The organism is Tenacibaculum ascidiaceicola (genome assembly GCF_047470925.1).
GTDB lineage: Bacteria > Bacteroidota > Bacteroidia > Flavobacteriales > Flavobacteriaceae > Polaribacter > Polaribacter discolor.
Window position 1 is genome coordinate 230,625 of the sequence record NZ_JAZKJP010000002.1, and the last position, 24,227, is coordinate 254,851.

General features: G+C 29.4%; 19 protein-coding genes. 5 read left to right on the forward strand and 14 right to left on the reverse strand.

Going from position 1 to position 24,227, the window contains the following annotated elements; genetic code table 11:
- Nucleotides 1–173: 173 nt before the first annotated feature.
- From VBY68_RS01430 to VBY68_RS01460, 7 genes are all read right to left on the reverse strand, one after another.
- A complete protein-coding gene (locus VBY68_RS01430; RefSeq protein WP_415268633.1) occupies nt 174–773 on the reverse strand; it encodes a hypothetical protein in 600 nt (199 codons plus the stop codon).
- The gene (locus VBY68_RS01435) at nt 766–6,102 is read right to left on the reverse strand and encodes a DUF6443 domain-containing protein (RefSeq protein ID WP_415268634.1); all 5,337 of its coding nucleotides are present in this window, start codon (nt 6,100–6,102) and stop codon (nt 766–768) included. Before VBY68_RS01435 ends, VBY68_RS01430 begins: the two co-directional genes overlap by 8 nt.
- A 6-nt stretch (nt 6,103–6,108) precedes the next feature.
- The gene (locus tag VBY68_RS01440) at nt 6,109–9,330 is read right to left on the reverse strand and encodes an RHS repeat domain-containing protein (protein WP_415268635.1); all 3,222 of its coding nucleotides are present in this window, start codon (nt 9,328–9,330) and stop codon (nt 6,109–6,111) included.
- 64 nt (nt 9,331–9,394) lie between these two features.
- Nucleotides 9,395–9,892, reverse strand: coding sequence for a hypothetical protein (locus VBY68_RS01445; protein ID WP_415268636.1), 498 nt, complete (start codon nt 9,890–9,892; stop codon nt 9,395–9,397).
- A gap of 13 nt (nt 9,893–9,905) precedes the next feature.
- On the reverse strand, nt 9,906–11,087 hold the full coding sequence (locus VBY68_RS01450; protein ID WP_415268637.1) for a hypothetical protein: 1,182 nt from the start codon (nt 11,085–11,087) through the stop codon (nt 9,906–9,908).
- Nucleotides 11,087–13,165: a type II secretion system protein GspD gene (locus tag VBY68_RS01455; RefSeq protein ID WP_415268638.1), complete on the reverse strand. Its 2,079-nt coding sequence runs from the start codon at nt 13,163–13,165 to the stop codon at nt 11,087–11,089. Before VBY68_RS01455 ends, VBY68_RS01450 begins: the two co-directional genes overlap by 1 nt.
- A gap of 12 nt (nt 13,166–13,177) precedes the next feature.
- Nucleotides 13,178–13,531, reverse strand: a complete 354-nt coding sequence (locus tag VBY68_RS01460; protein WP_121147435.1) for a hypothetical protein — start codon at nt 13,529–13,531, stop codon at nt 13,178–13,180.
- 78 nt (nt 13,532–13,609) lie between these two features.
- On the opposite strand from VBY68_RS01460, the gene VBY68_RS01465 reads away from it, so the two are divergent.
- Nucleotides 13,610–14,020 carry a type IV pilin protein gene (locus VBY68_RS01465; RefSeq protein ID WP_121147434.1) on the forward strand — a complete coding sequence of 137 codons (411 nt, stop codon included), beginning with the start codon at nt 13,610–13,612 and terminating at the stop codon, nt 14,018–14,020.
- On the opposite strand, the gene VBY68_RS01470 is transcribed toward VBY68_RS01465, so the two are convergent.
- The 7 genes from VBY68_RS01470 to VBY68_RS01500 form a co-directional block, all read right to left on the reverse strand.
- Complete coding sequence (locus VBY68_RS01470; RefSeq protein ID WP_415268639.1) at nt 14,017–15,141, reverse strand: type II secretion system F family protein; 1,125 nt, start codon at nt 15,139–15,141, stop codon at nt 14,017–14,019. The genes VBY68_RS01465 and VBY68_RS01470 overlap by 4 nt on opposite strands.
- A gap of 3 nt (nt 15,142–15,144) precedes the next feature.
- Nucleotides 15,145–15,594 carry a PulJ/GspJ family protein gene (locus VBY68_RS01475; RefSeq protein WP_415268640.1) on the reverse strand — a complete coding sequence of 150 codons (450 nt, stop codon included), beginning with the start codon at nt 15,592–15,594 and terminating at the stop codon, nt 15,145–15,147.
- Complete coding sequence (locus tag VBY68_RS01480) at nt 15,581–15,922, reverse strand: hypothetical protein (RefSeq protein WP_415268641.1); 342 nt, start codon at nt 15,920–15,922, stop codon at nt 15,581–15,583. Before VBY68_RS01480 ends, VBY68_RS01475 begins: the two co-directional genes overlap by 14 nt.
- Nucleotides 15,910–17,181, reverse strand: coding sequence for a hypothetical protein (locus tag VBY68_RS01485; protein WP_415268642.1), 1,272 nt, complete (start codon nt 17,179–17,181; stop codon nt 15,910–15,912). Before VBY68_RS01485 ends, VBY68_RS01480 begins: the two co-directional genes overlap by 13 nt.
- Before the next feature lie 2 nt (nt 17,182–17,183).
- Nucleotides 17,184–17,636: a hypothetical protein gene (locus VBY68_RS01490; protein WP_415268643.1), complete on the reverse strand. Its 453-nt coding sequence runs from the start codon at nt 17,634–17,636 to the stop codon at nt 17,184–17,186.
- A gap of 1 nt (nt 17,637) precedes the next feature.
- Nucleotides 17,638–19,035 carry a GspE/PulE family protein gene (locus VBY68_RS01495; RefSeq protein ID WP_415268644.1) on the reverse strand — a complete coding sequence of 466 codons (1,398 nt, stop codon included), beginning with the start codon at nt 19,033–19,035 and terminating at the stop codon, nt 17,638–17,640.
- A 563-nt stretch (nt 19,036–19,598) separates the two neighbouring features.
- Entirely contained in the window at nt 19,599–20,315 is a 717-nt protein-coding gene (locus tag VBY68_RS01500; RefSeq protein ID WP_099216078.1) for an RDD family protein, read from the reverse strand.
- Nucleotides 20,316–20,434: 119 nt separating this feature from the next.
- Between VBY68_RS01500 and VBY68_RS01505 the strand changes: the two genes are divergently transcribed.
- From VBY68_RS01505 to VBY68_RS01520, 4 genes are read left to right on the forward strand one after another with little or no spacing between them, the layout of a single operon-like run.
- Nucleotides 20,435–21,400, forward strand: a complete 966-nt coding sequence (locus tag VBY68_RS01505) for a stage II sporulation protein M (RefSeq protein ID WP_415268645.1) — start codon at nt 20,435–20,437, stop codon at nt 21,398–21,400.
- Nucleotides 21,393–22,244 (forward strand): hypothetical protein, encoded by an 852-nt coding sequence (locus VBY68_RS01510; protein WP_415268646.1) that lies wholly within the window; start codon nt 21,393–21,395, stop codon nt 22,242–22,244. Before VBY68_RS01505 ends, VBY68_RS01510 begins: the two co-directional genes overlap by 8 nt.
- Before the next feature lie 4 nt (nt 22,245–22,248).
- Nucleotides 22,249–22,983 carry a DUF4129 domain-containing protein gene (locus tag VBY68_RS01515; RefSeq protein WP_415268647.1) on the forward strand — a complete coding sequence of 245 codons (735 nt, stop codon included), beginning with the start codon at nt 22,249–22,251 and terminating at the stop codon, nt 22,981–22,983.
- 1 nt (nt 22,984) lies between these two features.
- Nucleotides 22,985–24,226, forward strand: coding sequence for a DUF4350 domain-containing protein (locus tag VBY68_RS01520; RefSeq protein WP_415268648.1), 1,242 nt, complete (start codon nt 22,985–22,987; stop codon nt 24,224–24,226).
- Nucleotide 24,227 lies beyond the last annotated feature (1 nt).

A 24,227-nucleotide genomic window follows, 5' to 3' on the forward strand; every position in this document is an offset into this window, starting at 1 on the left:
TTTAAATATTGTCATTTTAGATTTGAAGGAATGATACTTTATTTAATGAACTCTCTTCCAAAAACCAAAATATGTATTTTCAGGTAAGTATTTATTAGCTAATCTTCCTAAAAAATAAAAAGATGAACCTAAGTCCATCTTTTTATATATTCATTTAGTAAAAGTGTTATTTATTACGCTTCTATGTTTTCTAGTTTAAAAAAATGTTTTCTTAAATTAGTAATACTTGTTTTTTGTTCTATGTATTTTTTATCAAATTCATTTACAAAATCAATATTCTTAATTAGGTTTAAGCTTAACTCTTCACCTAAAATGCTTTCTAAAACAATATCTCCTATTAAATTTATATCATCTCTTTTAGCAGTTTTAGAAGAATTTGTTTTAAAAATAATATCATAAGTGCTATCCTCAAACCTTAATAAAACATATTCCCAGTCTTTTACATCAATTATTTCTTCATCTCCTTTATTGTTGTATAAAGAAAGTTTAAAATCCCAGTCCTTAGCAGGTTTATAATGTAAAAACTCCCAATTAGAAGAATCAGGTGATTCTTTTATTATTTCAAGACTGTTTTTTAATAAATCAACATCACCTCCTGGAGATATTACTAATAAATTACTTTTATTTTTTCCTTCTCTTATTTCCCAACTAAAATCTCCCAGAGATAATATTTTATTATCTAATTCTGAAATTAATTCATTGGTAATCTTTTCGGGAGAAAGATTTTCTTCATTAGTAGAAAACCAATTCCAAAAATTATTAATTTTATTCATTACCATATTTTTTTTCAAGTTCTTTCATTTTCTTTGGAGTTCTTTCATTTCTTTTATTATCAAGCTTTGTTACACCTCCATTATTATCAATAGCTTTTTGTTCCTTATATGCTCCTTGACCAGGTTTAGAAGGGTCGTAGGTATCTATAACCTTTGCTTTACTTCTGTCTCTACCATCTTTTGCGTTTCTACCTCTTTTAGCTGGACTACTTTGTTTAGTTCTTCCAATATATGGTTTTCCTGAACTAGTGGATTTTCCAGGAACTTTATATATTTTACCTGTTTTCTTATTGCCCCCTTTACCTACTGATAGAGCATTAACTGTAGCTTGTGCAACATCTAAAGCAGAAGCATTGGGGTCATTAGCTGTTGCGATGGCATCATCTATAGCATTTGCTCCAACGAAAGAAAGAGCAATAAATGTTACATCTTGTACTACAGCCCCAGAAGGGTCGCTATCATACATAGCATCACTAGCAGGATTAATAATACCACCAAAATCACTATCATTAAATTGACCTGACCTTATATCATTAGAGGGTGCAACACTTGATGATATCGTTACCCAATTCTGCGCTGTTCCATAATTATGAGAAGTACTATCACCTATTGGTATAGGAGCTCTATTTACAGGTTCATGATTCACAATATCTCCACCCGCTGTTGGCGCACCTTCTAAGCCTTCCAACTCAATCTTCCAAACAGGACTATTATGAGCAAATTGATAAGTAGATATTGATAGATAGTCTTCACTTACTGGGTCTACTCCAAAGAACCTACCTATTTCAGGATTATAGTTTCTATAACGGAATGATAACCAATTTAAGCCTAAATCTTTATTTATCTCTTGACCTAAATATGTCTTATAATTATTTTCAGACCCTATGATATTGCCATTATATCCTTTTTGTTTTAATCCAAAAGGGTAAGGGTTACTTTCCTGTAGTATTTCTGTACTAGGTGTAATAACACCATCATTATTAGCATCTGTATATGATAATCTTACAGAGCCTAAGTGGTCGGTATAATTATATACGTAGCTAAATGTTCCATTATCATTTTTTACATAACCTTCAGGATGAGAGAACTGTTTTAAAGTATTGTTTTCGTAAATGAAGTTTCCTGCATAATCTGTTATAGTTTCAGAACCATTTTCATTTTTAATCTTTCTTACTTTTCTCCTGTCTGCTGCATATATGAAACGTACCTTTTGAGTATCGGAGTTGTTTAATTTAACTTCCGTAGGCATTCCCATATAATTATAATTAACACTTGTAATGCCTTTATTTAAGTCTTTTATCAGGCTACCATTTGCATCATAATAGTAATCATTACCAGATTTATTATCGTCTTTAAAACCGTAATTATTGTTACCACTATCAGTAACATAATTTAATTGATTACTGTTACCATATGAGTACACTAGTTTATCCATATCGGTAAATACAGAACCTCCTTGATACCCATTTCGGTTTAGACTTAAAATGTTTCCATTCTTATCATACGTAATTCCCGATACATTATAATTCGAGTTTGGAGTTCCTGTTGCACTGACTAATCTATTAAGTGGGTCATAGCTATATTTATATCCTCTAGTACTCGTATCGGTGTTTAAGGTATTCCAAGAAGTTTCGGATATATTCCCGTTAAACAGGGGCGTAGCGCCGTTTTGAGGCTTGTTGTAGTTGATAGTAAAGTTAAATAAATCGTTGTCATTTTTACCATCTTGGTTAATGTTTTTTAACCAACCACGTACGTTGTAGGTATAATCTACCTCTTGTAAAGTACCGCCAACCTTTTTGGTTTTTAGTTGCCCTAACTCGTCATACTCATTAGCTACAATAGTTTCTGTATTATTTCCTATTGTTTGTTCTTGTTTAGTCATTCTTCCTACATGGTCATACTCAAAGCTATCTATAGTTACAATGTCAGCTTTACCTGATTTTTTATGTGTGGTTTTGGTTTCTAACATTTTACCAGAAAAATCTAGCTTATTTTCTATAATATCAGTAGTCTCTAATTCATCATTTTTAGAGTACACATAAATAGGTCTTGCCTTTTTATCGTAATAGGTAACTGTGGTAATCCAATTGTTTGTACCTAAAACTTTGACTTTACTCCCCGTAGCTAAACTTTTTAGATTTCCTGTTGAGTTTACCCCATATATGCCACTTACAGAAGTATTTGTCCCAGCTCTATCAAATACATAACTATCATAATAATTTACCGTTAGCACTTCTAAATTAGTGTTAGGGTAATCGTCACTACTATAATAAATCCCCAGTGTTCCTGTACTAGTTAATTTTTCTTCATAGTATTTCTCTCTTGAAGTATTTTGAGTATCAAAATAGGTTTGCATAGCTTCTCGGGTAATAACTGAACCATGTGTATACATACCTGTATAGATTACTCTTGCTAAAGCATCGTATTTGGTAAATAACCATTTGTTTTGAGCTTTTAATTTAGCATCTTGAGTAAGCACTGGTCTATCTAATTTATCATAAACAATATATTCCCATCCTTTACCTGGTATTTTCTTTTCTACCAAACGGTTTCTATAGTCGTATTTATATTGATAACACAACTCGTTCAACTCTGTTGTAGTAGGTTTGTCTGTTTGTGCTTCTGCTTTTGGAGGTAATACATAGGTTAAGTTTCCAAAATCATCATATACATAATACGTATCATGAGCTGTTTCAACACCAGATACTAAAGCATAGGTCCGTTTTAAAATTACTTGTCCTTGTTTGTTTTTAAACTCTTCAGTTGTATGTAATTTACTTGAGCTACCATCATGGTTTTCATCTTTGGTAACAGTTTTAAAAAGCTCTCTAGCTTCATAATACCCATTATTCACTGTACTAAGCCCTAGAGTAGGAGTATAGGTGTTATTAGCAAAAGAAGTAGTTACATAGTAGCTTTTTACTTCAGCAGTAGTATTAGTACTATAATCAAATTCAATTTCGTGTCCGTTACCTAATTTCCATGCTTTCCCTGGAGCTGCTTGTTTTAGTACTCTATTGAGTGGAGAAGCATCAAACTGTTTTTCTGAATAAGCGTTTACATCAGGTAAGTTTACGCCTGCAAAATCCTCACTATGCTTTACTTTATAAAAACTTTTTGTAGCCGAGGCAATATCTCCTGTTATAATTGCTCCATTAGCACTTTCAACAGCATAAGGTAGGTATTCTTTAGTTTGACGACCAAATTCATCGTACTCTATATGGGTAACAATGTCATTTGCTTTTGTACTAGTGACTCCTACTATTGCATCAATACTCAACTCTGTACCATCTACAGTTTCCAGAACTGGATTCCAGAAATATTGATTGGTAGTAACATCTGTAGAGTAGTATAAGTAACTTCTAAAACGAGATGTGGTAGTACTGCTATCCCATACAAATTCAGTTCCATCAATTACTCTTGTTCCGTTAATATCATACACTCCACTAATTCCCTTATCTGGACCAGTGTATCCAGCAGGGTGTATAATTCCGACTAATAAATACCAAGTATCTAGCTGCGGTAAGTCACCATACCAAAAATAAGGGTTGTTATTAGCTGTACCGCTTAAGTTATTTACATTTTGTGTTCCGTGATAGGTGGTACCATTTTGACTTCCAGTTCGTTTTACCCAAACTGTGTAGCGATATGATTTTGTATTGTCTATGTTAATATAATCGGTATTCCATCCTCCATCAGCATTACTTGTTACATCATTTCCACATAACCATAATACCTCTTTTGTTCCTCTTGGATTAGCTCCTAATACTCTTTGGTTTTCAGCTGTAGAGCCATTTTGGTTATAAAAAGAAGTGCTTCCCATACCTTCTAACCAATCTGAGGCTAATAAATTAAGAGCAGCTGAAGAACTTTGTTTAACTCCTCCTCTAATAGCTATTTGTTGCTTGGCTCTGCCCAAGCCATCAAAATATGTGATATTCTCTATTACATCGCTATTTTTAGCAATCATACTAGGCGTAGTCTTGGCTTCTTGATACTCTCTAGTGAACACATAATTTTCATCACTCAAATTTGGTTCACTATAGTTTATCTGGGTTTCGTCACAACCAAAATAAGTACCTTTTATAGTAGGGCAATTATCTTCTTTACTTAATACATAGCCACTAGGTTGAGAGCATTGAGTTTTAACTGAATTAGGGTCTCCAAAACCATCTCCATCTGTATCAGCATACCATTTAGTGTTGGGGTGAAGCGCAGCATTACTATCATTACAATCTAAAGAGTTGGTAACATAGCCGGTTGGTGCGCTACTTTGATATACTTTTACAGATAAATTTCCATAACCATCATTATCTATATCTCGATAGTAATTCTTTGGCGCAATATTGGTAATTAAATTAGTACTGTCATCATAATCATCATTATTACTTACGTATCCATTAGGAGCTTGACAAGCACTAGTTGTGGTATTCGCATCACCATAACTATCCCCATCTGTATCTGCATACCATGTTGATGGAGAATTAATACTATAACTTACACTTCTTACGCTACTCCAACATCCAGAGGTATTGTTTCTTGCTCTTAGATAATAGATTGTTCCGCTAGTTCTGGTAATACTAGTACTAGAATTACCAGTACTGGTTCCAGAGCTACTGCTTTGCCAATACCAAGTGATTCCACTAGGAGAACTTCCTTTGGTTAGTACTGTATTTCCACAGTTTTTAGTGATTGTTGGTGTTGAAGGTGTACTAGGTATATAATTAACCGTATAACTTACACTTCGTGAAGTTCCCCAGCATCCTGTAGTATTATTCTTTCCTCTAAGATAATATATTGTTCCACTAGTTCTAGTAATGCTTGTACTTGAATTAGAGGTACTGGTTCCAGAACTATTACTTTGCCAGTACCAAGTAATCCCACTCGGTGGAGTTCCTCTTGTTAATACTGTGTTTCCACAATTTTTTGTGATTGTTGGTGTTGATGGTGTGGCTGGTTTAGGTGCTTCATCTATTAGACCATCACAATCGTTATCAATCCCATCGCATATTTCAAGAGCTCCAGGATGAATATTGGGGTTGTTATCATTACAATCATCTCTATTCCCTGTATACCTATATGGTTTTGTAGAAGATAGAATTCGTTCATTGGGATTACCATATCCATCACCATCATCATCTCTGTACCAATATAGTTTAGGTTCGTCAGAGTCATCAGGAGGGAGTTTAAGTAATTTTATATCAGTTGATTGCTCTTTTTTATTTTTACTATTTTCGTTTTTCTTTTTCTCCTGTGCACTAGTATTAAAAGCAGTAAACAAAATAAATACCACGCCTAATAAATAATTTAATTGTGTTCTTTTCATAGCTGATTAGTTTTTATAATTGTATTTATGTTCTTTTAAAAGATTCCCGTCGGCATCTTTTATAAATTCTAATCGGTTAAAACCATCGTATTCATAGTATATTGTCTGTCCTCTTGGGTCTGTAATACTAGTAACTCCGATTAAAGGGTCGTACGTAAAAGTGGTTACTTGGCTATTTGCCATGTTAGTGTTGTTTCGGATAGCATTTAAAGCTAATCGTAAATTGTTTTCTGAGGCTACATCTGTATCGTTATTAGAAGCAGATACAGCAGTATTAACTAAACTAGTGATGTTTGCTAATGCTGTATCGGTATATCCTTCAATTTTAGCTATGGGTTGGGTTTGCTGATAGCCCCAAACATAATAGATTTTAGTTCCGTCTTTTTTGCTTACTTCGGTTGGATTGCCTTTGTCATCATAACTATGATATACTACTCGGTCTTCTAACGTTTGTGAATCTTTAGAGGTTTGGATAACCTCAGGCAAGTATAATCCTGCAAAGTCTTTATAAACAGTGTTTTGGTTGCTTAATTTTATTGTATTAGTATTAACTTCTTTTGTAGTTTCCACATTTATAGGCTCTGCAATACGATATTCGCTTATCAACCTTGTATCGTTTACATCATGCGCATATTTTGTTTCTGTTTTTATAACCTCACCTTGGCTGTTAGTGGTTTCTACACGTGTTTGTTGTAAGTGGTCAGGATTGTCGTAATAATAATTTGTTGTCGTAATTATTGGGTTTGAACCATTGTTGTCGTATTGCTTTTCGGTCGTTTGGTCTAAGTAATGCCAATTTGTACGAAAACTATTTTCCATGATATCTAAATTATCAAGATTTCTTATATCTGGTTGGGCATAAGTACAAAGCAAGTCAAAGTTTTTTCTTACGGTGAAACCATAAACAACGTTGTTAATATTGTTATCTCTAGTATAAGTATTTTCTTTTTCTCTTACTTTTAAAAATAGTTCTCCATTTTTTCTAAAACTTGTTTGTCTTTTTAATAATCCATTATCCCATCCCCAATTGTTTTTTACACTTCCTTGTATATGATTTCCATAAATTGGGTTTCCAAATTGATCATTTCTTGTATAATATTCAAGTTCTTCTCCTCCATTTTCAAAATTATCACCTCCATAACTGATAGTTATGTTTTTATAATTTGTAGTAAAAGCTGTTGATGATTGATAAAATTGCCTTACACTTGAAGAAGCCAATGATTTATATATTATATCTTTATAAAGACAAAGAAATTGTCCAGAAGAAGAGTTAGGGTCTTCACAACTTTGCCTATTAATAGATGTAAAAACATACCAAGGATTTATACCTTTAACTCCTGACGATTGATTTAGAGTTTCTTTTTTACCGTAATAGTATCTTTTTATTTGAGGAGTAGAAAAAGTTCTTTCTTTATTTTTTATACTTTTAATTCTTACACCTCCTTGTGGGATATTCGTATTAACTATTTCAGAAGGACCTTTATAATAGTTAAACCCTACGGAAGCTAAAATACATGGTTTTGCTACTGTAAGAGTGATTTTATAGTCGTTACCTTCAGTTAAGGTAATCTTAAGGTTAGAATAACGATTTTCAGGCTCTATTTGGAAACTATTTCCAATTGAATAGCCGTCAGAAGAAAAAACCTCATCCATTCCAGGGTTTGTTATGTTCTCAGCTTTTACTGTAGCTCTAGTATAATGAGGGATTTCAACACAATTTCCATCATAATCATTAAAACTAACACTACTGTTAAAGCGTACTGTTTGAGTAAAATTAACATCAGTTATGATAGTTGATACTGTTTTACCATTAAAATCTGAGGATTGAGTATCACCTATTAAGTAAACTGATTCTAAGGGAGGTAAAATCCTTTTTGAACCATAATAGTTGTTACTTTCATATTCAAAAAAAGTGCTTCCTTTTGTTGGATGTATAATTTCTTTTAACATTCCTTTTTTAGCTGAATTTATATCAATATCTTTATTAGCTCCAATGTTTTGATCAACTAAAGGACTTCCAATATTAGGTAAGTTTGTTGGATTAGGAAAAAAATATGTATTGCTTTTTCCATTATAATACCCCCAATGATCTTGACTAAAAGATAATCTTTGAGGAAAGCTATTTGGATCTATGTAGTTAAATTCATATTTCTTATTTACATCTTTAAAGATTAAATTAGCTAAAAAGTTACGGTTATTTGAAGTAGATAAATAATTAAAAGAAACTTTTTCTATCTCGTGTTCCTGATTATTTGCAAGAGTAACTTTATCAACGAGATAATAATTGCTTAAGACAGGACTGCTAGTATTATAATCAACTTTTACTTTACCGTTTAATGAATTATTACTATAAATTTGAATAATTCTCTTCCCTGAAATAGAAACCTCATTTGTAGATATAGGTGAAGCAGTATAATGTTGGGTAACAATCCCATTACAACCAGTTTGAGCAAAAGGATAGGTACCTTTTAAAGATTGAGATTTTCCTATATCGTATGAGTAATTATTTGTATTATATTGAAAATAAATTTCATCACCTTTAGGGTGTACTATTTTTGTTAAGTACCATGCTGTAATATTGTCTTGACTCCAAATATCCTGTCCATTACCTCGCGATCTATATTTTGAGCTTTCTGTAGAAGTAAAATAGTATTTTACACCAGTTCCATCTATTATTAAAAAACCATCTTGAATTCTTTCTATTTTTAGCTCGCTAGAATTTAGTAACATAGGTTCTTTTTGTTGGTTTAAAACAAATTTTCCTGATCTTCCTAAAAAATTAAAATTAAATACATCTATTTGAGAGTCTAAAGCTTCATTATTTCCTAAATTATAAAAATAGGATATAGCTTCATCACTTTCATAATTTCCTATTATATTTTGAGGAATTGAAACCGTTCTGTTTTCATCTGGTTTACCTTTTACTACTCTAGATATAACACCTCCTATATTTAAACTCCAACCTAAACCTACATTGCTTGTAAGTTGGTCTACTTTTATACCGTTGGAATTATACGATATAGATATAGGAACTACTAGATTATTTGTTTTATAAGTTATTAATGGAATATTATGTTGAATAGTTCCTGAAAAACTGTTTACTGGTATATCCCCATATTTTCCTAGCTCATATGCAGTTGGCGAAGGCGGAACAATTTTAGGTAATTCTTGTGCATATCCCCATACACAAAGCAGCATCATAACAATGCTTAACATAGCTTTTTTCATAAAATTTGATAGTAATTAAATTAGCAATTTGTTTGTTTTGTTTTCGTTTGTAAAAGTATGATTTTTAGTTTTTTGCAACAATTTTTTTTATGTAAAGTTTTAAAATCAGAAAGTTTTTTCTAGTTTTATAATCTTTCTTTTTAAGAAAATTAATGTTTTTAATTTCTCCCAAGCCTTGTTGTTCTATATAGTTTAAAAACGATAGCAACTCATTAAAGTTCCCTTTTATGATTAAAGGGTATAGTTGAATATTTGTATTGCTGTCTAATACATTTATAGAGCTACTGAATTCAATTAGCTCAATTTTGTTTTCTTTTTTAAACTCATTTATTTTTTTTAAAATAATTTGTTGAAAAGAGTTTGTAACAGATATGTTTTCTTGTTTTAAAATAGAATCTAAGTATATCGACTTTTCTTTAAGTAGTTTTAATTCAATAGTACTATTGTCAATTATTTCTCTTTCTTGCTGTAATTTAATTAGCTTTTTTTTGTAGCCTAATGTTTTAGAAATGCTAAATACATATATAAAGCTCAATAGAGCGATGAAAGAAAAAAGTAGCATGATATTTTTCTTTTTATAACTCATTTTTTATAATTATTGAAAAATGAAATTTAGAAATTTGTTTGGTGTTTTCTATTTTTAATTTAGAAATTTCTTTAACCCAGGTAAGTTTCTCTATTATATCTACCCAATTACTAATATCAGAATTGGATTTGAAACTCCCACTGATTCTTATTGTTTTTAACTCGTTTTTTATTTCTTTTTCCTCTTTAATGGTACTTAAAAAGGGTTGATAATTGAATTCTGTCAGTAATATTGTATTGGGTGTTGTATAAACAATTTCATCTATATATTTAGCAATGCTTATTGAGGAGTAATTTTGAATTTGGTTTAATAATTTTTCTTTCTCTATCACTTCATCGCCCAAAAGTTTTAGATTTTCCTTAGTACTATTGTTGATTTCTATGTAACTACTTAGTCCTGTAACTTTTTTATAATATGAACTAAAAAACAAAAAATTAATAAATAATATTACAAGGCAAAAACTCAGAGCTGTTTTATAGCCTTTATTAAAAATCACTTTATTTTTAAAGCTATCGAAATGAATTTTACTATGGTAAAAATTAGTCTTTAAATAAAAGTTTATAATAATACCTAAAGATAAAAGACTATTGCTGTCAATGTTTAAACCATTAACAACATAGATTTTATTATTGAAATGTTTAGGGGTGATATTAATTATTTTTTCGTGTTCAAGAAGTATTTTTGAATTGGATGTAGTAATTTCCGTTGTCTGAAATAAATTAGCAATTTCAAAAACTGATAGGTTTCCTAAAGAGAAGTCTAAAACCGAAATTTGATTAGAAGAATATAGCTCAATTAAATTATCAATGTATGACTTTCTTGTTACTGCTAAAAATATATTATCATTAATTTTTTCATACTGATAATAGAATTCTGAACTATTTAAATTAGGGTAGGCTAACTGAAATATATTTATATTTTCTCCAGTCTTTGTTACTTTCTTCGATAAAACTTGTTGGTTATTAAAAATCAAAACAACTTGTCGTAGTTTAGATTCTTTGAGGAAATCAATAAGTTCTTCATGAGTAGAAAAAGTTTTTTTTCTATCTAATATAAGTTCTTTACCTTTTTTCTTTAATTGTAGAAAATGAAAATTTTCTTCTCCTTGGTGATTAAAAGAGTGTTCTACTGCACAAAATCTATTATTATATAAAAGCCAATCTTTAAGCATTATTTAATGATTGTAGGTTTAATTAAAACAGATAACTTTTTTTTAGAATCAATGCGTTTTCTTTTACTAAATAACCATTTTATTACTGGTATTCTGGACAATAAAGGGACTCCGGAGCCTGAATCATTTTTTAAGTTTTCTTCCAACCCTCCCAATATTACTACATCTTGATCTTTTACTCTAATTATAGATGTAAACTCTCTAGAGTTCATTCCTGGAGGAGCCTCTTTGTCTATTCTCTTTCCGTTAAAACTTGACTGGACTACATTAATACTCATTGTAATTTGATTATCTCCAGCTACCAAGGGTTTTATAGCTATAGATAAATCAGCGTCAATAGGAACATAATTTTTAATTTCAGTTGTTTGAGGGTTTTGAGAACCTATAATGTCTCTCCTTGTAATAGCGTAATAAGAACGTTCTCCGTTAGATAAAACAGCTTTGTGTCCATTTAAGGTTGATAATTTAGGAGTGGAACGAATTTTAATATTTCCGTTTGCTTCCATAGCATTGATCTTTGCATAAAAATTAGGAACTACTTTACCTACATTTAGTGAACCAAAACCATTAAATCCTCCTATGATTTTATTAATAGTAGTTGCTCCTAATGTTACATCCGCAGAAGGGAATAATTGCCCCATATCATTAACTGGTTTCTTCCCTATACCGAATTCAACACCAGCATCTACTGTTGCAGATTTATTTACTTCTAAAATCATTACTTCTATTAGAATAACAGGTACAGGCTTATCAATTTCCTTAATAAAAGATTTAAACTTCTCTATTTTTTGAGCATCTCCACTTACTATAAAACTATTTCTTTCAATATCTGTTTTTACTTCTAAATCATTTATTATTTCTTTAGGAAGTACATTAACCAAAGCTTCTGCTTTATTATTATAATCATTAAAAGATCTACTATTATTTCTCGTGCTTATATTTTGCTGTTGGTGATTAAAATTATTCCTGTTATAATTCTGGTTATAACTATTATTGTTTACATTCTGATTAAAGGATGATGAATTATAACCAAATTGATTTCTATTGCTCATAGGAGCAGTCATAATTTCAATAGACCTATGTAATAAAGGTACTGTTACCACACTCCTTAAAGAAGCCTGCTCTCTTTTTCCTAAAAAGTATAAATTTTCTTCTTTTTTATATGTGTAAGGTGTGTCTTCTAATAACTTATATAACAACCTGTCATAGGTTATACTGTCTGTTTTTATAGAAGCTTTTCCTATCGCTGTTAGTGAAGTGTTTGTGAAAATTCCAACATTTAAATCATAACCAATATTTTTAATAATTGAAGCTATATCAGTGTTTTCAAAATCAACACTTATAATTTTATTTATCGTATCGTTTACTTGATAAAAAAAGTTAGAACTTCGATATCTTCTTGGTCTTTGTTTTGACCTCGTATTCACCGCATTAGGTGTTGTAGAAATATCTTCAAATAAGTAATAATCGTCTTTTGTTTTTGTAACTAACAAATTGTTCGAAAAAGCTAATTTATCTATTGCACTTTCAAAAGTTTTTCCTTGAATATAACCAGATATCCGTTTATTCCCTAAACCAACAGAATACACTAAGTTTTTACCTGTTACATCGGTTATTTTTTTAAAAGCAACAGACAAGGTATCGTTGTTTAATTCAATAGAGAATTTATCAATAGTTGAATCATATTCTACAGGTATATTTTTTGTTTTAAAAATAGGTTTACGAGAGTGTTTTTTTATTGATAGAATATTTCCTAAAGGTTCTATTGTTAAAGAATACTCTTTGCATAAATACAAAAATATGTTGCTAACAGTAGCATCCGAAAAATTATGAGATAAAGAAAAATTATTTAGCTCAGGACCAATACTTACATTTACTTTATGAGTATTTGCTACTGACCTTATGAAGACAGGAAGCTCAATATTGTTAACACTAAAATCAACTTTTTTAGTAAGTCCTGGGATTTTTGTTTGTAAACTGTCTAACGTATGTTTCAGTTTGGATATTCTATTATTTGTTTGTTGTGAAAAAAGGATAGAACTGGATAATAAAAAAAATAGGAGTAATTTCTTTTTCAAAATATTTAATAATTAATTTATAGTAAAAGAGCTTCTAGTTTCTTGTGTTTGATACTCGGAGTTTTTTCCAATAATACTCCACTCATAATCACCAGAGCTTAGTTTTTTTGAGAATAAAGATTTTGCAATCACTGTATCTAGTACAGTTTTGGTAATGTTACTAAAGTTTGGGGTAATAACTTTTAAGTGATATACGTCTACGTCATCCAGTTTATTCCATGAAAAAACTATTTCTGGATCATCTAGCTTAACTTTATTAGCAGGAGAGACAATGGTGATTTTTTTATCTGAAATATTCTCAACGAATATGGCTTCACAATTTGTTAAAACTAATGCAGAGAGAAGCATCAATACTTTCTTTTTCATAAAAACTTTAAATTTTAGAGGCAAATGTAAAGAATTATTTCATTTTTAATACTTTTGACAAAAATCAAAAAAACAGAGATGAAATTGAAATTTTCAAAAAAGGTAGATGCTTATAACTTACAGGAACTTTTAGTTGTTTTAGTTATTATAGGAATTCTTATTTTAATAGCATTACCTTCTTTAATGCCACAAATTTCAAAAGCTAAAAGCATTGAAGCTAAAGTTCAACTAAACCATTTGTATGGATTGCAAAAAAGCTATTTCTACTTACACTCAAAATATTCAAATGATTTTAATGAGGTAGACTTTATTATTCCTAAAAATATTAACCAAGGAGGAACAGCTTATTATAGCTATGAAATAATTGAAGCTACAAATAACTCATTTAAAGCTAGAGCAACTGCTGTTAGTGATTTTGACGGTGATGGAGTTTTTAATATTTGGGAAGTAGACCAAGACAAAAATTTAAAGGAAATAGTAAAGGATTAACCTATAACGGTACTTAACTTAAACATTGGTATGTACATAGCTATAAGTATTGTAGCTACAACTATTCCTAAAATTAAAATAATTAATGGTTCTAAAGCTGTGCTTAACATTTTTGATTTATACTCTACATCTTTATTATATTGGGTTGTCAATCGCTCAAAAATAACCTGATTTTGGTTTGTTTCTTCTGCAACTTTAGTTAAAGAAATCATTTTTGAATCGAAAATAGAATGTTTTTTTATGCTTTCTGATAATGTTTTTCCTACTAAGATGTCATTTTCTATATTGTTTAAGGCTTGTTGCAAGGGATAGAAGTTAATCATTTTCTGTGTAAGTTGAATGCCATTTAATAAAGGAACTTTAGCACCTATAAGTAAAGAGAGTGCTTGTGTAAATTGAGCAACCTTTACTTTTTTTACAAATTCACCAATAAAAGGTAGTCTTAAAATTATTTTAGAACTAATTCTTTGATACCATAGTGTATTTTTGAAAAACTTTCTTAAAACTACTGTAATTACAATTACTAAAAATAGAACCCAGTAATAGTTTTTGAAAAAGTTTGAAATCATTATAATTTTAGTAGTAATCCAAGGAAGCTCAACATTATTTTGTTTAAAAATATCAGCAAACATAGGTACTACGAATTGTAACATAAAGCCTACAGCTAAAAATGCAGTTGTAAGAATTATAATAGGATAGGAGAGAGCGTTTAAAACAGTTCTTTTCTGCTCATTTTTCTTTTTGAAATAATTACCTAATTCTTCTATAACTTTATTTAGAGTTCCTGTTCTTTCTCCTATTTGAATTGAAACATATTCATAAGTAGAGAAAAGCTTTTTTTCTTGTAAAGCTTCTGAAAAATTTTTTCCAGAAATAAGTTTTTCAATAATAGATTCAATTAACTGTTCGTCTGTTTCTTTTTTTTGCTCTTTTGAAATTAACTCTAATGCATCTTTTAATTCCAGTCCAGCTTGTAAAAGTACATACAACTCTGTGTAAAAATTTTCTTTCTTTTTGTTAGAAAATGATTTTCCAAATAAGTTTATTTCTTTTTTTAATAACTTATCAAAATCAAAAGTTTTTTCTTTAGATTCTTTAATGTTTTCTATTTGAAATCCCATTCTTTAATTTATATAAAATGAAGCACTTTTTACTCTGTTTACAAATAATTTCTGATTATTGTAAGTGTTTTCAAATTCTAATTTTAAGGCGTCAATAGGCCCATTTATAACTTTTAAACCATCTAAAAAGAAAGCTTTATTATTAGTTTGAATTAAAAAGCTATCTTTTTTTCTGATAATTACTTTTTCCTGAAAAGTATATGTTATGGTATCTAACTCTTTTTCAAAAGAAAGAAGTTCTTTCTTAAAAAAAATAGTATTAGCTTCATTAAAATCTTTCCATAGTACCTTGTCTAAATTTTCTATGGTTTGTTTTTTGTTTAAGTTGATTTTAATGCTTTGTGTTTGTTTTTGAATCATTGTTAATACTAAAAAAGCTAAAGATATCACTATAGTTGATACAACCATTACTACAAGAAGCTCAGTTAATGTAAAAGCTTTAATTTTTTTCATAATCAATAATTTTTCTTGAAACTGTTGTGTTTGTTTTTTTAGAGGTTATTTCAAATTCAATTTCATTTAAATTATTATTGTTTTGTTTAGAAATATGAATTAACCAATCTCCTTCATCATTGCTATAAGGAAGTTTAATTAATGCATGTTGATATTGATATACTATTTCACTTAGCTTTGAATTTGCCGCTTTAGTATTCTTACGAATTGTATTTTGCATAATGTTGTTAAGTATAGCTATAGCTATACCAAAAACTAAAACAATAACAATAGTTGCTATTATTACTTCATTCAACGACGATGCTTTTATTTTTTTTAATATAACCATTTAGCTATATTTTGATTATTAGACTTTAAGTTCAGTCCTACATATTGTGTAGGGAGTTTATTTGCGTTAATCTTACCGTTTAATATGTGATTTATATAAGTACTTCCTTGTTGGTTGGTTATAAAGTTTTTTGTTATTACTATCCCTTTTATTTCTCCAAGTAGTTCTAGGTTAGCTTCACAATAGACTTCTCCTGTAACTATAGCTTCTTCTTTAATAATTATTTGAGGATTATAATTGCTTTGTTGTAGTTCACTATTTTCTTTTTTATATATCATCACTCCTTTAAAGATGACTCCTTGTTTTAATTCTATTTTATTTTCTTTTTGATTTTTTTTAGCTTCATCACTCTTTAAAAGAAGAACCAAGGAGGATGGATAATTAATTTTACAGTTTTCATTAACAGTTATCGTTTTGGTAGCAAAAGCTTGAAAATTTCCTGTTACATTTTTTTCTAAGACGATTTCAGGAGCAATAAGAATAATGTCATTTAATTTAGCTGAAGCAGCAATTGTTATTTTTCTATCAGACCTCACTATAATATTACCTTTTAAAGAAATATTTTGAAGATAAATGCTGGAAGTTGTTTCGTGTAAAAATGTTTTTTTATTAAATGATTGTATGATATTAAGATTTTCTTCTAGCTCAAAGATTTGAATAGAGTCATTTAAATAGTAGTGTTTTAATAGTTGTTCTATTACTGCAGAGTTGGATATTTGTGGTAGTTTATTAGTGCTTGTATGTTTAACTCCTTCAATTAGTTTGTTGTTGTAAAATGAAGTACCTCCAATATTTCCTGTTTTGATACCTCTTTTAGGTAAAAAAACATCGCCTACTATTTTAGCATCTCCAACCATAACTAACGGAGTATTATTATCTTGAAGGTAAAGAGCTTTTCTTTTATCTTGCCACCAGCCTAAAAGGCCTAGTTTTTGAAAATATTCTTGTCCTACTTTAGATGTAATAGATCCTATTTCGAAAAGACCCCATTTTTTTTTAAAAATAAATGTAGATTCTTTAATGTTATCTGAAAATTGTTTTGTTAAGATTTGATTATATTCTATATCTTTATTTGATAAGTAATCAAATCCGTAATTAACGTTTAAAATGGCTTGTTTGTAGAAAAGGTGCTTTACAGATAGTTTGTTTTGTAAGTTAATTAACAGGATGAAGGTTAGTAATATAATAGCAATGATAACTGAAATTACCAAAACATACTGTAAAGCACCCGCTTTTATTTTTGTTAACCTATTAAGCATTATTAACTGAGTGGAATTACTTTGTTGTTCCCTTTGTAATGAATTTTTACTTCTTTTTTATTACCAGAAAGTAATTTTATATCACTAATGGATTCCCCTATTTTTAAAATGTTTTGATTCCCGTTTATGGATATTATAAAAGATTTTCTTTTATTGCTTTCAATTATTCCATGATAAATAATAGGAGGAAAATTTACTGGTTCAGCTACTTTTTTCTTCCTCCCTTTTTTCGTAGATTTTGTTAGTGTTTTACCTAAAAATGGATCTCTTGTGTGTTTTTTAATAATGTAGTTTTGCTTTTTCTTTATTTTTTTTCTAGCAATGCTTTGTTTGTTAGTTGTAGGTAACAATATTTCTTCCTTAGGATTTAAGTAACCGAAAATTTGAAACCCAATTACTCCCCAAACAATAATAACAGCAATAATTAAAGTATACGTTTTGTGTTGTTTTTTCATTTTACGAGATTATTAATGAATATACTTCATCAATTGAAGTAACCCCTTTTTTTACTAGTTCGATAGCATTATTTTGTAGTGTTTTAATTTTATTAGCTTTTAAATAAGTATCTATTTCTAATTCTTCTTTTTTAATAAATGAAATTATTTCTTTTGTAGCAGGTATAATTTCGTATATAGCTTTTCTCCCTTTATATCCTGTTTGATAACATTCTTCACAACCAACAGCTATAAAATGAGATTTTAAAATGTTATGTAATTTAGAATCTACTGATGTTTGTTCTTCTTTTTTGCAATTATCACAAAGTTTTCTAACTAATCGCTGGGCGATGCTTATATTTAGTGTACTTGCAATTAAAAAAGAAGGTACTCCCATATCTATTAACCTAGAAACAGTTCCCCATGCAGAGTTAGTGTGTATTGTTGATAGTACGAGATGGCCCGTTAAAGCAGCTCTAATAGCCATCTTTGCAGTAGCTACATCTCTTATTTCTCCTACCATGATTATATCTGGGTCTTGCCTTAAAAAAGTTTTTAAAGTACTTGAAAAATCTAAACCTATATCTTCTTTTAATTGAACTTGATTAACCCCTTCTAATGTGTATTCTACAGGGTCTTCTATTGTAAGAATATTGGTGTCTTCTTTGTTTAATTCTTTTAAAGTAGCATAAAGAGTAGTGGTTTTACCAGAGCCTGTTGGACCAGAAATTAAAATAATACCATTAGGTTTCTTTATTGTTTTTTTATATGTTTTTAACTCTTCTATAGTAAAACCTAACTTGTTTAACTGAATATCAACATTATTTTTTGATAGAATACGCAATACAAGTTTTTCTCCTTGTAGCGTTGGTAAAGAAGACACTCTTATATCAAAATCTTCTGACTTTGTAGTTAAGTTGATGCGTCCATCTTGTGGTAACCTTTTTTCAGAAATATCCATGCTAGCCATAATTTTTAGGCGATTAATTATTTTGGGATATTCTGAGGCGGGAATAATATATTTTTCAATTAACTTACCATCAATTCTAAATCGTACTCTTTTTTGTTTTTCAAATGACTCAAAATGTATATCACTGCTGCCTATCTCTTTAGCTTCATGAATTATATTTAGTAAAAAATCTTCTGAATATTGTAAAGAAGCAGCGCTATTTCGATTTCGTTTTCTGTAGTTTTTTTGTAAGTAGCTATCAATATTGCTAGTTAATTCTTCTTCTAAAATTATACTTTTTCCTAAAACTATTTGAAGCTCAGATTTTAGATTTTCTGTTTTATTAGAATCAGTTAAAAAGGTAGTACTTTTTTTCTCTGTGTTAATGGGGATTATTCTATATTCATAAGCCAGTTCAGAGGGAATTAGCTGTGATAATTCAGTAGGTAAATCAAAGTTTTTCTTTTTCATTAGAAAGCATAGATGTTAACAATATCAAACACCAAATTTATAAATAAAATTAAAAATAGAAATAATGCTTGAAATCCAGCTAAAGGAACTGTTTTTTGAGTTAGTTTAGGTTTTAAGGTTAAAAACAAAATGAGAGAAAAAAATAACGATATGGAAAATAAAGTCAAAAATGTTACTGTAGGAAAACTAACACTTAGTAAAATGAAAAACAGTATATCTCCCAGCCCCAAAGAATAGAAAAATGATTTTTTAAGTTTTAATTTAGAGTACAGAAAAATTATAACTAATATAGTTGATAAGATTATTAGGTTTATCAAAATATTGAGAAGATAAATGTTTAATAAGGTGTTTTTAAAATAGATTAATGAACCAGCAACTATAGCGGTTAATAAAACAAGTAAAAATACTTGTCTTTCTTTTAAGTCTTGGTAAAAAATTATTAATAGTAAACTAAGAAGAATATAAATCAATTTTTATGTCAAAGATATAATAATTAAGTTTTTATAAGATGAATGAAAGTATAACTTCACAAAAAATACTCCCATAGATTAATTTGATTAGGTTTACTGCCTTGCGTAATAATGATAATCTTTAATCACAGTATCTATAAATTGAGCAGGTTTTTGCTCTGTGGTAATTCCTGTTAACTCAATAACTTTTGTATGTAGTTTTAAAATTACTTTATGATTTCTTTTCTTCATGGCATCTCTATATACCCTTGTAATGGTATGAATATCGTTATCACTTAAAAGAGTAACCTGTGAGTAGGTAGGTGTGTAGTTATCGACTACATCGCTTGCAATAGTATCTTTTAAAGTAATTCTTTTCTTTTCAGATATTACAGTAGTTCCTGCAGCAATATCTCCTAAACGTTGCCCTTTTCCGTTTAATAAAATGGTAAGAACTGCAACAGAACCACTAGCTAAGGTGAAATCAACAAAACGTAGCAACCATCTAATTAAATAACTTCCAAAAGTAGGCTTAGAACCATCTAACTTAACTACTCTTATTTGGTTGAAGTATTTACCAGGTGTTTGTCCGTTCATTAAAATTTCAAAAAGCAAGCTGTAGAAGAATACAGGAAGCCCTAATAAAACAAACAGACTCATATATTCCATACTCATAGGTATATCTAACATACCTATTATAATAGCAATGATAATGTAGTACCCAACAATAAATAAGGCATCGATTAAATAAGAACCGATACGAGTGGTAACGTGTGCTACATTTTGACTAATAGCAATGTTTTGAGCTGTTTCTATTTGAAAATTATCCATGAACTAGTTTTTCGCTTTTTTTTGTTGATATTTATGCAACTTTTTTTAGTTTAGCGAAGATAAAAATATTCTATGATTAGAGAAACTTCTCAACAAACATGCTTTAATTTTTTAAATACATGAGAGAAGCTGCCTTTGTAAATAAAAATAAAGAAAAGTGGCAGCTTTTTGAAGATGCGCTGTATAACAAAACAGTTATTTCACCAGATAAATTATCTGATTTATATGTGGAGTTGACTGATGATTTAAGTTACGCCAAAACCTTTTATCCGAACGGAAATACGGTGATATACTTAAACTCGATAGCATCGGCAGCACATCAAAAAATTTATAAAACTAAAAAAGAAAGCAAAAACAGATTTATTAGTTTTTTTAAAACGGAATTTCCTTTAATGTTTTATAGCTACCAAAAACAATTATTGATTGCGTTTTTAGTATTTGCTTTTTTCTCAATTTGTGGAGCTTTTTCAGCTGCAACTGATATTGATTTTGTCCGCCTTATTTTAGGAGACGGTTATGTAAACATGACCTTGGAAAATATTGAAAATGGCGACCCAATGGCTGTTTATAAAAAGGCTAATGAAGTGGATATGTTTATTGGTATTACCATCAATAATATACGAGTTGCAATGTATGCCTTCGTTTTAGGAATGCTTTTTTCGGTTGGAACCTTATATATTATGATGCAAAACGGAATAATGTTAGGTTCGTTTTTGTATTTCTTTTATGATAAAGGATTGTTCTGGGAATCGTCAAGAACCATTTGGATTCACGGAACTATAGAAATATCAGTAATTGTTATTGCAGGCTGTGCAGGTTTGGTATTGGGGAATGGATTACTGTTTCCTAAAACCTATTCAAGATTAGAATCGTTTAAAAGAAGCATGAAAGACGGATTAAAAATAATGGTAAGTACCATTCCTTTTTTTATTGTAGCAGGATTTTTAGAAGGTTTTGTAACCCGTCATACAGAAATGCCAGATTGGTTAGCAATTTTAATTATTGTTACCTCATTAGCATTAATCATATTTTATTACGTCATTTACCCAGTTAAAGTTTATAAAAATCAACAAACCCATGCATAAAGAATACGTAGAGTTTAAAAAAGAAAGAGATTTAGGAAGTATTATTTCAGATGCTTTTAAATTTATAAGATTAGAAGGAAAACAGTTTTTTTTAACCATTTTAAAAGTAGCTGCAATACCTATTGTTATAGCAGTAGCTTCTATGATTTATTACATGATGTCAATGTCTTCGTTAATTAGCCAAGAAACAAGTGCAGTTGTTGGAATGATGGGGTCAGTATTTATTATGATGATAGCTTATTTAGTAGCTATCGTTTACATAAACTTAGCAGGTATGTATTATATTAAATCATACATAGATAATAAGGGAGTAGTTAGGCAAGAAGACGTTGTAACCAACACAAAAGCTAAATTTTGGTCGTTTACAGGGTTTGGTATTTTAGCAGGTTTAATATTATTTGCCAGTGCAATGTTATGTGTATTACCAATGTTTTATACTTGGCCAGCATTATCTTTAGGTGCTTCAATTTTAGTGTTTGAAAATGAAACAGCTTCTGGAGCAGTAGGGAAATGTTTCAACTTTATAAGTGGATATTTTTGGGAAACTTTTGGGGTGATTTTTGTAGTATCTATTTTAGTAAGTGTTCTAGGGTATGTATTTCAAATACCAGCAACCATATACCAATTAATAAGTATAGGAATAGGTTCAGGAAGTGATGATCCAGCGCAAGTTTTTGGATTTTTTGGAGATCCTATTTACTTGATTTTAAATGTTATTTCAATAGCAGGTCAGCTAATGTTTTATTCAATTACTTTAATAACCAACGTACTTTTATATTTTGATATTAATGAAAGAAAGAACCTTACAGGAACTATTGAAAGAATTGATAGTATAGGACAGTAATCTTTTGAAGCAGTTTCTTTTTTACATAGCGTTTTTTATTTGCTCAATCACTGTTTTTTCTCAGGAAGAAAAAAGAGAGGTTCAGTATGATGATGCTATTATTGAACAAAAAAAGTTTGATACTCAAAAAATAGAAGAGTACAAGCAAAAAGATGAATTTATATACATCGTAGAAAAAAGAGAACCTACTATTTTAGAAAAGATATGGGACTGGGTAAAACGAACCATCATAAAAATTCTCTCTTATATTTTTGATGATATTACTCCAGCAGTAGGATTTTTACGCGTTGTTTTAAAAGCGTTACCATATGTAATTGCAGGATTAGTGTTGTACTTTATTATTAAATTCTTTTTAAAAGTAAATGCACGTAATATTATTGATGGTAAAAAAAACAAACCTATTGTACACTTATCAGAAGAGGAGGAGTTAATTAAAGATAAAGATTTACCAAAGTTAATTCAGAAAGCAATTTCAAAAGGGAGCTATCAGTTAGCAATACGTTATTACTATTTACTATTGCTAAAAAACCTGTCTGACAAAGATTTTATCTCTTGGCAACAAGAAAAAACGAATGAAGATTATATAAAAGAACTATCGTCAAAAAAGGAAATGCATAGCGATTTTAAAAAGTTAACTTACTTGTATGATTATGTGTGGTATGGTGAGTTTTCAATAGATAAAGAAAAATTCTTACAAGCGGAAAGTAATTTTAAAAACACGCTAGCTAAAATATACTAATTTGGATAAAAAATTAAAAATATACATTGGTTTGTTGGTGCTTATAGTGCTCGGTATTTTTTATGTTGAGTCTGTAAAGCCTAAAGAAATCAATTGGTATCCAAGTTATGCAGCAAAACATAAAATTCCGTATGGTACATATGTACTGCATAAAGAAATGCCAAGTTTATTTCCAAAAAGCGAAGTAAAAGATGTCTATCAAAATCCGTACATATATTTAAAAGACGATAAGAATAATGGAACGTACTTTTTTGTTGATAATAAAGTAAATTTTGACAAAGATGAGTTGAATCAGCTTTTAGAGTTTACAGATAGAGGGAATGATGTATTTATAGCAACAAATGGAATACATTTAGATACATTGCAGATTCAAACAAGTTATTTAACTACTTCGGCATTTGAAGAAAAAGCATATCAAAAAATGAGTAATCCTATATTTGGTGGTAAAGAGTATCATTTTGATAGAGCTTTTTCAAAGCTGTACTTTTCTGAAGTAGATACTCTTAATACAACTGTTTTAGGTGAGTTGGTAGTAAGGAATGAAAATGATTCTATCATCAGTAAAAAGCCAAACTTTATCAAAGTAAAGTATGGAGAAGGAAACTTTTATTTACACACCTTTCCGCAAGCATTTACCAATTACAATATGTTGTTAGATAGCAATTATGAATATGTAGCTAATGTGTTATCGTACTTAAATAATCAGCAAAAAAATGAAACGGGGGCTGGGGGAGGCTCTAATAGTAGAAGTGCCATTTTATGGGATACCTATTATAAAACAGGAAAAAGTAGAATAACCTCACCTATGCATTATATTCTGTCAACCAAATCGTTAAAATGGGCATATTATATAGGATTGATAGGGGTATTGTTCTTTATTATTTTTAAAGGAAAACGTAATCAGCGCTTAATTCCTGTAATTACCCCATTAAAAAATCAAACATTGGCTTTTACACGTACCATAGCCAATATGTATTATGAAAAATCAGATCATAAAAATATAGCTGAACATAAAATCAACTATTTTTTGGAGTATATCAGAATCAAATACAGATTATCAACTTTAAAAATAGATGAGCGTTTTTATAAAAACCTTGCTAACAGAAGTGGTAATTCAGAAGAAAAAGTAGTTGCTTTATTCAAAAAGGTACAGCAAATACAATCAAAATCAAGTATAACCGAAGAAGATTTGGTAGCGTTGAATAAAGCTATTGAAAATTTTAAAGCATATAAAAAAGAGTAGG

What these genes read in the sequence shown, in the direction of transcription:
- VBY68_RS01440 (WP_415268635.1), bottom strand. Translation starts at nt 9,330, where the DNA reads ATGAAAAAAGCTATGTTAAGCATTGTTATGATGCTGCTTTGTGTATGG.
- VBY68_RS01470 (WP_415268639.1), bottom strand. Translation starts at nt 15,141, where the DNA reads ATGGGATTTCAAATAGAAAACATTAAAGAATCTAAAGAAAAAACTTTT.
- VBY68_RS01445 (WP_415268636.1), bottom strand. Translation starts at nt 9,892, where the DNA reads ATGCTACTTTTTTCTTTCATCGCTCTATTGAGCTTTATATATGTATTT.
- VBY68_RS01450 (WP_415268637.1), bottom strand. Translation starts at nt 11,087, where the DNA reads ATGCTTAAAGATTGGCTTTTATATAATAATAGATTTTGTGCAGTAGAA.
- VBY68_RS01475 (WP_415268640.1), bottom strand. Translation starts at nt 15,594, where the DNA reads ATGAAAAAAATTAAAGCTTTTACATTAACTGAGCTTCTTGTAGTAATG.
- VBY68_RS01500 (WP_099216078.1), bottom strand. Translation starts at nt 20,315, where the DNA reads ATGGATAATTTTCAAATAGAAACAGCTCAAAACATTGCTATTAGTCAA.
- VBY68_RS01495 (WP_415268644.1), bottom strand. Translation starts at nt 19,035, where the DNA reads ATGAAAAAGAAAAACTTTGATTTACCTACTGAATTATCACAGCTAATT.
- VBY68_RS01430 (WP_415268633.1), bottom strand. Translation starts at nt 773, where the DNA reads ATGAATAAAATTAATAATTTTTGGAATTGGTTTTCTACTAATGAAGAA.
- VBY68_RS01485 (WP_415268642.1), bottom strand. Translation starts at nt 17,181, where the DNA reads ATGCTTAATAGGTTAACAAAAATAAAAGCGGGTGCTTTACAGTATGTT.
- VBY68_RS01460 (WP_121147435.1), bottom strand. Translation starts at nt 13,531, where the DNA reads ATGAAAAAGAAAGTATTGATGCTTCTCTCTGCATTAGTTTTAACAAAT.
- VBY68_RS01505 (WP_415268645.1), top strand. Translation starts at nt 20,435, where the DNA reads ATGAGAGAAGCTGCCTTTGTAAATAAAAATAAAGAAAAGTGGCAGCTT.
- VBY68_RS01435 (WP_415268634.1), bottom strand. Translation starts at nt 6,102, where the DNA reads ATGAAAAGAACACAATTAAATTATTTATTAGGCGTGGTATTTATTTTG.
- VBY68_RS01480 (WP_415268641.1), bottom strand. Translation starts at nt 15,922, where the DNA reads ATGGTTATATTAAAAAAAATAAAAGCATCGTCGTTGAATGAAGTAATA.
- VBY68_RS01510 (WP_415268646.1), top strand. Translation starts at nt 21,393, where the DNA reads ATGCATAAAGAATACGTAGAGTTTAAAAAAGAAAGAGATTTAGGAAGT.
- VBY68_RS01465 (WP_121147434.1), top strand. Translation starts at nt 13,610, where the DNA reads ATGAAATTGAAATTTTCAAAAAAGGTAGATGCTTATAACTTACAGGAA.
- VBY68_RS01490 (WP_415268643.1), bottom strand. Translation starts at nt 17,636, where the DNA reads ATGAAAAAACAACACAAAACGTATACTTTAATTATTGCTGTTATTATT.